The sequence below is a fragment of the Metabacillus malikii genome (assembly GCF_030813355.1).
GTDB classification, from domain to species: Bacteria; Bacillota; Bacilli; order Bacillales; family Bacillaceae; genus Metabacillus; species Metabacillus malikii.
Genome location: NZ_JAUSUD010000051.1, coordinates 1 through 8,324, shown reverse-complemented (window position 1 = coordinate 8,324; position 8,324 = coordinate 1). Strand labels below are relative to the sequence as shown.

The following is an 8,324-nucleotide window of genomic DNA, read 5'->3' as shown; positions in this document are numbered from 1 at the left end:
TATACCAAATTACGGGGGTTTTTCTGTTTTTATTTTATATTTTTGTTCATTTCCCATTATTTAGGTGGTGTTTTTCAGTGGTCTCGAACCGTCCCTCTGCTTCATGCTTTCTTGGCTTTTCGGTTTTTGTTGGAGATGTCTAGCCAGACGGCGATGACTAGGATTGTTCCTTTTACGATGTATTGCCAGAAGGATTCCATTCCCATTAAGGACATTCCGTTATCTAATGATGTCATGACAAGTGCACCGATAATTGCACCAAAAATTGTGCCAACACCACCCATTAGAGATGTTCCTCCGATTACACATGCTGCAATGGCATCAAGCTCATACATTTCCCCTGCTGTAATCGTTGCGGAAGTTAACCGCGATGTTAAGACAATCGCTGCGATAGAGGATAATAAGCCTGAAAAAACAAATACCATCATTGTTCTGCTTTTAATGTTAATCCCTGATAACTTGGCCGCATCAGCATTGCCGCCAATGGCATAAACATGTCGGCCAAATGTCGTTTTATTTGAAATATAAGAAAAGATTAACGCAAGGATCATGACAAAAATAATTGGAAACGGGATTCCTTTGTAGTTATTCATCGTTAATACAAAAGCAAATGCAGCCCCACCATAAATGACTAGTTTCGTTATATCTACACCAAATGGTGAAACATCGAAACCATATGCTTTTCTAGAGCTTCTTTTTCTTAAAATTGCAACAGCAATGAACGCAACAGCAGCTGTAGAGAGAATTAATCCGAAGATTCTTGAAAAATAGGCATTCCCCAGCGCCATAAATACTGGATCTGATACAGAAATTGTTGTTGAATTTGTAACACCTAATAGTATACCTCTAAAAATCATCATCCCGCCGAGTGTCACAATAAAGGCAGGTATTGCCCGGTAGGCGACAAGCCATCCTTGTATTAAGCCAAGTAGAAAGCCTGCAGCTAACGTACAAAGTAGAACAACTCCGACCGGTAAGCCTAACCAGTTACTTAGGATTGCGGCAATTCCACCTGTCAGTCCGACAATTGAGCCGACCGATAAATCGATATGACCAGCAACGATGACAAGGACCATACCAATTGCAAGGATTGCAGTTACGGACATTTGTGTAAACAAGTTGGAAAGGTTTCTTGCTGTAAAGAATGTTTCATTTAATACTCCAAAGAATATCCAAATTAAGACGACAGCCGCAATCATCGTATATGCTCGAACATCCATTGTCCCTAACAGTGATTTAATCGGATGCTGTGGACGTGCTTTGCTATCTTCTACTTGTAAATTCGCAGCCATGTTATTTACCCCCTGTCGCTGCTAGCATGATGTTTTCTTGTGTAGCCTCTTCGTAACGGAGCTCTCTTGCAAAAGAGCCTTCATGCATCACTAATATTCGATCACTCATTCCTAATACTTCCGGTAATTCAGAAGAAATCATAATAATTGCAACACCATTTTCTACTAATTGATTCATAAGATTATAGATTTCATATTTCGCCCCTACGTCGATTCCTCGCGTTGGTTCATCAAGAATAAGGACTTTTGGGTTTGACATGAGCCATTTTGCCAGTACAACCTTTTGTTGATTACCACCAGAAAGGGTTCCAACAGTTGTTTCTAATGAAGCTGTTTTCGTACGTAGCTCCTTTACAAATTTGTCGCTTGCCTTTATTTCCTCATTCTCATTAATGGTTCCAAATCTACTAACTTTATTTAAATTAGGCAGTGTTGTATTTTTCTTCACATCCATATCGAGCACTAGTCCTAAACGTTTGCGATCTTCAGTAACTAACGCTAACCCTTCTTTTATTGCGTGTTTAATCGATTTTAGTTGTACAGTTTTACCCTCAATCTTAACGGTTCCTTCCCATCTCCCTTCATAAGCACCGAATATACTCATGACAAGCTCCGAACGGCCCGCACCCATTAACCCGGCGATTCCAAGAATTTCGCCTCTTCGTAATGTGAAATTGACATTATCAATTACTTTTTGCTGTGGGTTATCTTCTTTCCAAACCGAGTAATTGTTTACTTCTAAAACAACTTCTTTCGGGTCGTGTGCTACTCGTGGGTAACGTTCTGTTAATTCCCGTCCTACCATTAGGGCAATAACATCATCTTCAACTACTTCATGTTTATTCACTGTTTTAATTGTTTGTCCATCACGTAAAATGGTGATTTGGTCTGCTAACCGAAATACTTCTGGCATCTTATGAGAAATATAGATGCAGCTTACCCCGTTGCTGCGCAGCTCATTTAATATCCCCATTAAAATTTCTACTTCACTTTCGGTAAGAGCGGCTGTCGGTTCATCTAAAATTAGTATTTTTGTATTTTTTGACAATGCTTTCGCAATTTCCACAAGCTGCTGCTGACCAATCCCGAGTGAACCGGTTATCGTGTCTGGCTTCATGTTCAATCCAACCATTTTTAGCCACTTTGCAGCTTCAAAGTAAAGTGAATCCCATTGAATGGTGCCCCATTTCTTTGGTTCACGTCCTAAAAAAATATTCTCCCCGACAGTCATATCCTTCACTAACGCTAACTCTTGATGAATAATCGTAATCCCGGCGTTTTCAGCATCTCTTATTTTACGGAATTCAGCCCGTTTGCCATCTACGACAATGTTGCCGGTGTACGACCCAACAGGATACAAACCGCTCAAAACTTTCATTAGCGTTGATTTTCCTGCACCGTTCTCTCCACAAAGGGCGTGGATTTCGCCCTTTTTCACTTTAAAACTAACTTGATCCAATGCCTTAACACCGGGAAATTCCTTTGTGATTTGCTCCATTTCCAAAATATATTCCATATAGAACACTCCTACTTGATATTCAAATGGGGGACAGTCCCCCCATTAAGTCCCCCCATTAGTTAACTTCTGGCCATTGGTCTTTAGGAATATTTTTATAGATTTCCTCAATTTTTTGGAATTCATCTTTTACGACTGTATCGACAATATTGTCCTTTGTTACGGCTATTGGGTCTAATAAAACGGATGGGACATCAATTTGACCGTTGTTTACAGTCGTATCTGTTGTGATTTCTTCACCTTTTGCCACTTTCACTGCCATTTCAGCTGCTTGTGTTGCAATTGCATGAATTGGTTTATAAACTGTCATTGTTTGTGTACCTTCAACAATTCGTTGTAAAGCAGCAATATCAGCATCCTGACCTGAAACAGGGATTTTACCAGCTAGTCCTTGAGCATTTAAAGCTTGAATTGCTCCACCAGCAGTTCCATCATTGGCTGCAACTACTGCTTGGATATTGTTATCATTAGCTGTTAAAGCATTTTCCATATTTTTCAGCGCTTCCTCAGGCTTCCAGTCTTTTGAGAATTGGTCATAGACAAGGTTGATATCACCGCTATCAATTAATGGTTGAAGAATGTTCATCGCACCTTCTTTAAACATATGTGCATTATTATCTGTGTCGGCACCACCAATATAAACGAAGTTACCTGATGAAACCTGTTCAGTAATTGCCTTTGCTTGCATTTCTCCTACGCGGACGTTATCAAATGATAAATAGTAATCCACTTCTGAATTTTTAATTAAACGGTCATATGAGATAACTTTTACATCTTCATCATGTGCCTTTTGCACAATAGCTGACGAAGCTTCAGCATTATGAGGAATGACAACTAAAACATCGACACCTTCAGAAATAAGCTGTTCCGATTGACTTAATTGCAATGCATCATCACCGTTTGCCGATAATGTTTTCACCTCTGCGCCAAGCTCTTTTACTTTTGCTTCAAATAAATCACGGTCCTTTTGCCAACGCTCTTCCTTTAACGTATCCATTGAAAGACCAATCACGATTTTGTCATCGTCTTCCTTCGCCTTTTCGTTTGCCGGCTCTTCACCAGTAGAGACAATGCCACACCCCGCTAAAGTAGAAGCGAATAATAAACTTGCTGCACCGATACTAAGTTTCTTTAAAAAGCCATTCATCTTTTCTCCCCCTATTACACTTTGTTGTCGCTTACAAATACAATATAGCACGGGGAACTATTGACTATGGCTACTATCATCTGCACTCAATGGTGTTCAATCTTCACTTTTTAAACAAAATGGTAAGCGTTTGCATTATACATCTATTAAATAGGATTTTCTTGTCATTTCCACACCAAAAAAATCCTAATCATACGCAGACGATTAGGATTTCATTAATTGATTGCGATATTCAGTTGGGGATAGGTTTGTTACTTTTTTAAAAACACGACTGAAGTAATTAGGGTCATTGTAACCTACGAGAAAACAGATTTCCTTTAAGCTTCGGCTGCCATCCAGTAAAAGTGATTTAGCCTTTTCAATTCTCACTTGTGTAACATATTCAATAAATGTAATGCCTTCTTGCTTTTTAAACAGTTTGCTAAAATAATATGGACTTAAGTTTATCAGTTCGGCAATTTTCTCCATATGGAGGTCTGTTGCATAATGTTCTTCTATAAAACACTTTGCCCGTTCAATTAATGCTTCAGTACCGTTTTCCTTATCCTTATCGAGTGCTTCTACTAATAAATGCAAAGTAATTTCAGCAATATGTTTAAGTTGCTCCAAGTCTGTAGTATCTTCAAAATGTCCAATTCCCTCAACTTTTACACCTTGGCGTAGCAATTGTTTTTTTAAGGATAGTAACAAACCGATTACTTCACTTCTACATTGTTGAAAGTCAGCGTTCGTTCGATTAATATACGAATCGAAAGCTTGGTGAAAGATAGTGATTGCCTCATTAACATTCCCTTTACTCATTACGGTTAAGAGCTCAGCTTCGATATCCAGTTGTGTATCGTTCTTGTTATCGTTCTTATACTCTGTATAATGCCGGATAGCAGCAGCTTTATGATAACTCGATAAAGCCGTTGTTGCTTCATAATACGATTTTCGCAAACCTTCTATTCCTTCGCCAATGTTGCCGATTCCAATGACAGTATCAATTTCGTACTTGGCCATGAACTGTTGAATACTCTCTGCAAATACTTTACTTTCATCTATATACATCCCTCGTTTTTGAGCTGCTGAGAAGAGAGTGATACGATTTCCCATTAACGGACTGACTAAACAATCATTGTCATGATGCTTAATATAGTTTTTAATGGCAGTATATAAAGATTGCTTTTCATTATTCGTTCTTTTCTCTAACAATTGCAGAGAAATAACGAGTGAATAGCCTCGGTTTATTCTCATTTTCATCAGTTCATTTAATTCATCAAAATCCGTATCCGCAACTAATTTCATCATAATCATTAAACAGATTTCACTTTCTACTAAAGGCTGTAATTGTGAGATTGTTTCTTTTTGTATGAGTTCTACTTTTCTTTGCTGTCTTTCAGCATCAATTTTCTCGAGTAATTTCGTAACAACCTCGATCACTTCCTGCTTTTTCTTCGGTTTTAATAAATATTCGCTAACCCCTAGTGCGAGTGCTTCCTTTGCATAGCTAAACTGGTCATATGCTGTAACTAGCACTGTTTTGACATGTGGTAAAAGCTTGTTGATTTCTCTTAAAGCTTCAATGCCTTGTATCCCAGGCATTTTAATATCCATGAAAATGATGTCAGGTCGTTCCTGCTCTGCTAGTTCAATGGCTTTTCGGCCATTTTCTGCATGGAAAAATTCAAATTCTCCAGGCATCGCTCTTGTAATCATTAGCTCTAATCCTTGCCTTTCTAATGCTTCATCATCAGCTATTAAAATCCGATACATCCAGCAGACCCCCAATTTTGTTTCCAATAAGAGCTTAAGAGAGCTTAGGTAGCATAAATATAATTGATGTTCCAACACCCTTATTACTATCAATTTCGATTTTCATTTCTTCACCGTAAAATAAATAAAGTCGTTTAAATACATTAATTGTTCCAAGTCCGGTAGATTTTCGTGTAGAGTAGCCGTTCTCACCTTCAGACATATAGTTTAAGAGCTTTTGTTTAATCGTTTCATCCATACCATTGCCATTATCTGATAGTTTAATATATACATAGGCTTGCTCATCCTTCATGACGATATTAATTTCCCCATCAGATTCCATATTTTCGATTCCGTGTACAAATGCATTTTCTAATATTGGTTGTAGTGTTAAACAAGGGATGATTTGGTTTAAAACGCTTTCATCAATGTCATATTCGAAGTGGACGCGTTCTTGGAAGCGTGCCTTCTGAATTGTCAGGTACTCCTTAATATGATGTAATTCATCTCTTAAGGTGACAGGTTGATCTAGTTTTCTTAAATTATAGCGAATCAAATTAGAGGCGGTAACAGTTAAATCACTCGTCTTCTCAGCACCTTCGATATACGCTAATTTAGAGATGACATTTAGCGTATTAAATAAAAAATGGGGATTAATTTGACTTTGAAGTGCCTTCAACTCCAGTTCCTTCACAAGTCGTTTACTTTCGAGCACTTGAAAATGCTGTGAGATATAATGCTTTAAATCCTTCAGCATCTGATGAAACGCTTTTCCAAGTATCCCAATTTCATCATTTGCTTTCGCAACATCTTCGGTTTCAATATTCAAATTCCCTTTTGAAATTTGCTGTGCCTTCTCTACTAATCTGTTAATTGGTATCGAGATACTTCGCGACATCCATATCGCGATGACAACACTTAATAACGTCGTTGTTAAAAATAAGGCAATACCTAGTTGGTTGATCTGACGTGAATAATTAATAATATCATGATATATTGGCTGGTAGTAACTCAACTCACGGTCTACCATGTTTTGACCTTCTTCTTGAATAAACCCGGCAATTTTTTCAGCCTCTTCGTATCTCAATAAGTAGGAATCAAAATCATCTAGTTTTAAATAGCTAACAACTGCCATTTCTGAATCTAGAAAGGATTGAATCATCTGATCGTAATTTTCAATTTGTATATCACCAATATTCGTAGTTTTTTCTTTTTCCAGCTTGGCCCTTAGTTTTTCTAGCTTTTCTTTATGAAGATAATATTGTTTATAACTATGATCATCTTGATTAATAATATATGAGTTCAAAACTAGTAAATTATCCTTTGTTTCCGTTGAAATTTGTTTATAAAGTAAGACTCTTTCCATCATAATATGATAGCTATCTTGAACTAACTTACCACTCTGGAATATAACAAAAGCAACGATGTTCAACAGAATTACTAAAATCGGGATGAAAATAAATAACTTAACTCGAATACTCATGGCGCTCACTCCGTTTGCAAGTCTGTCGAATCAACGATTGTAATGTCTGTATAAGCTCGATTCGGAATCGAATTCCCTTTAAAATAATCATACATAAGTCTAATTGATTTATAGCCCATTTCATATGGCTTTTGGACGAGTGTTGCTGTTACCTTTTCGTCCTTAATTGCCTGTATCGTTTCATCAACATCATCAAACCCAAAAATTTTGACATCATGTCGATTAAGATTTTCCTTCGCTTGAAGCATTCCAACTGCATCCAATGCGCTTGTCCCAACTAAAATCGTGACTTCGGGATAACTTCGTAAAATCTTTTCAGCCTGCTGGCCCGCCTTTATTCTCGATATATTCGATGGTAACACTTCAACAATTTCCATATTAGCCCGCTTTCCAATGATTGCTTTCAAACCATTGAGACGTAACTTCTGGTTTTCTGCTGTCATGTCGCCAATGATGACGCCAATCTTTCCTTTTCCACCTGTTTCTTCTAATACTTTTAAGCCTAGCTGCTGGCCGGCAAAGTAATTGTCCGTTCCTACATATGACAAACGATTACTTGACGGGGCATCTGTATCAATTGTAATGACAGGTATACCTTTATTAATTGCTTTATTAATGAGCGGGGTGAATTTTTCATTGTTTAAGCTTTGGACAATGATGCCATCAACATTAGATGCTATCGATTTTTCCAATAGTTTCAATTGCTCCTCCATATTACTCTGTATCGGACCAATATATTCCACTTGTACTTGTAAATCCTCTCCTGCCTTAAGCGCCCCTTTTTCAATTGAAGTCCAATACGGATTTCCGTACTCCTGTGCAATTAATACAAAGTGAGCTTTCGATTTTTCACTATTTTGCTGGTCATCTTTTAACTTCTCAACGGAACGATTCAACCCAGTAGCCGCCATCACAAACTGAGTCAACAAAATAATAAACACAACCGACAACACCAATAACAACACAGACCAAACTCTCCCTCTCATAATCCACACCTCCCAGGAAGCACGGGGACGGTTCTCATGCTTCAGAAGCAGAGGGAAGCAGAGGGACGGTTCGAGACCACTGAAAAAGTCGGCTTTTTTTTCTCGGATTTTCTGAAACTTTGATTGTTCTATCAATTATTTGAATAAATTGGGAATGTTTTGAGAT

The 8,324-nt window shown here is 37.8% G+C and carries 6 protein-coding genes; all 6 read right to left on the bottom strand.

Translation table 11 applies throughout. The features are described 5' to 3' along the window. Positions 1–101: 101 nt before the first annotated feature. Positions 102–1,292 carry a sugar ABC transporter permease gene (locus tag J2S19_RS23415; protein WP_307347259.1) on the bottom strand — a complete coding sequence of 397 codons (1,191 nt, stop codon included), beginning with the start codon at positions 1,290–1,292 and terminating at the stop codon, positions 102–104. 1 nt (position 1,293) lies between these two features. After that, complete coding sequence (locus J2S19_RS23410) at positions 1,294–2,808, bottom strand: xylose ABC transporter ATP-binding protein (RefSeq protein WP_307347256.1); 1,515 nt, start codon at positions 2,806–2,808, stop codon at positions 1,294–1,296. Positions 2,809–2,866: 58 nt separating this feature from the next. Next, the gene (gene xylF / locus J2S19_RS23405; protein WP_307347253.1) at positions 2,867–3,955 is read right to left on the bottom strand and encodes a D-xylose ABC transporter substrate-binding protein; all 1,089 of its coding nucleotides are present in this window, start codon (positions 3,953–3,955) and stop codon (positions 2,867–2,869) included. 204 nt (positions 3,956–4,159) lie between these two features. Beyond that, on the bottom strand, positions 4,160–5,710 hold the full coding sequence (locus J2S19_RS23400; protein ID WP_307347251.1) for a response regulator transcription factor: 1,551 nt from the start codon (positions 5,708–5,710) through the stop codon (positions 4,160–4,162). A gap of 34 nt (positions 5,711–5,744) precedes the next feature. Continuing rightward, the gene (locus tag J2S19_RS23395) at positions 5,745–7,172 is read right to left on the bottom strand and encodes a sensor histidine kinase (RefSeq protein WP_307347248.1); all 1,428 of its coding nucleotides are present in this window, start codon (positions 7,170–7,172) and stop codon (positions 5,745–5,747) included. Positions 7,173–7,177: 5 nt separating this feature from the next. Next, on the bottom strand, positions 7,178–8,158 hold the full coding sequence (locus J2S19_RS23390; RefSeq protein ID WP_307347245.1) for a sugar-binding protein: 981 nt from the start codon (positions 8,156–8,158) through the stop codon (positions 7,178–7,180). Between the last annotated feature and the right edge of the window lie 166 nt (positions 8,159–8,324).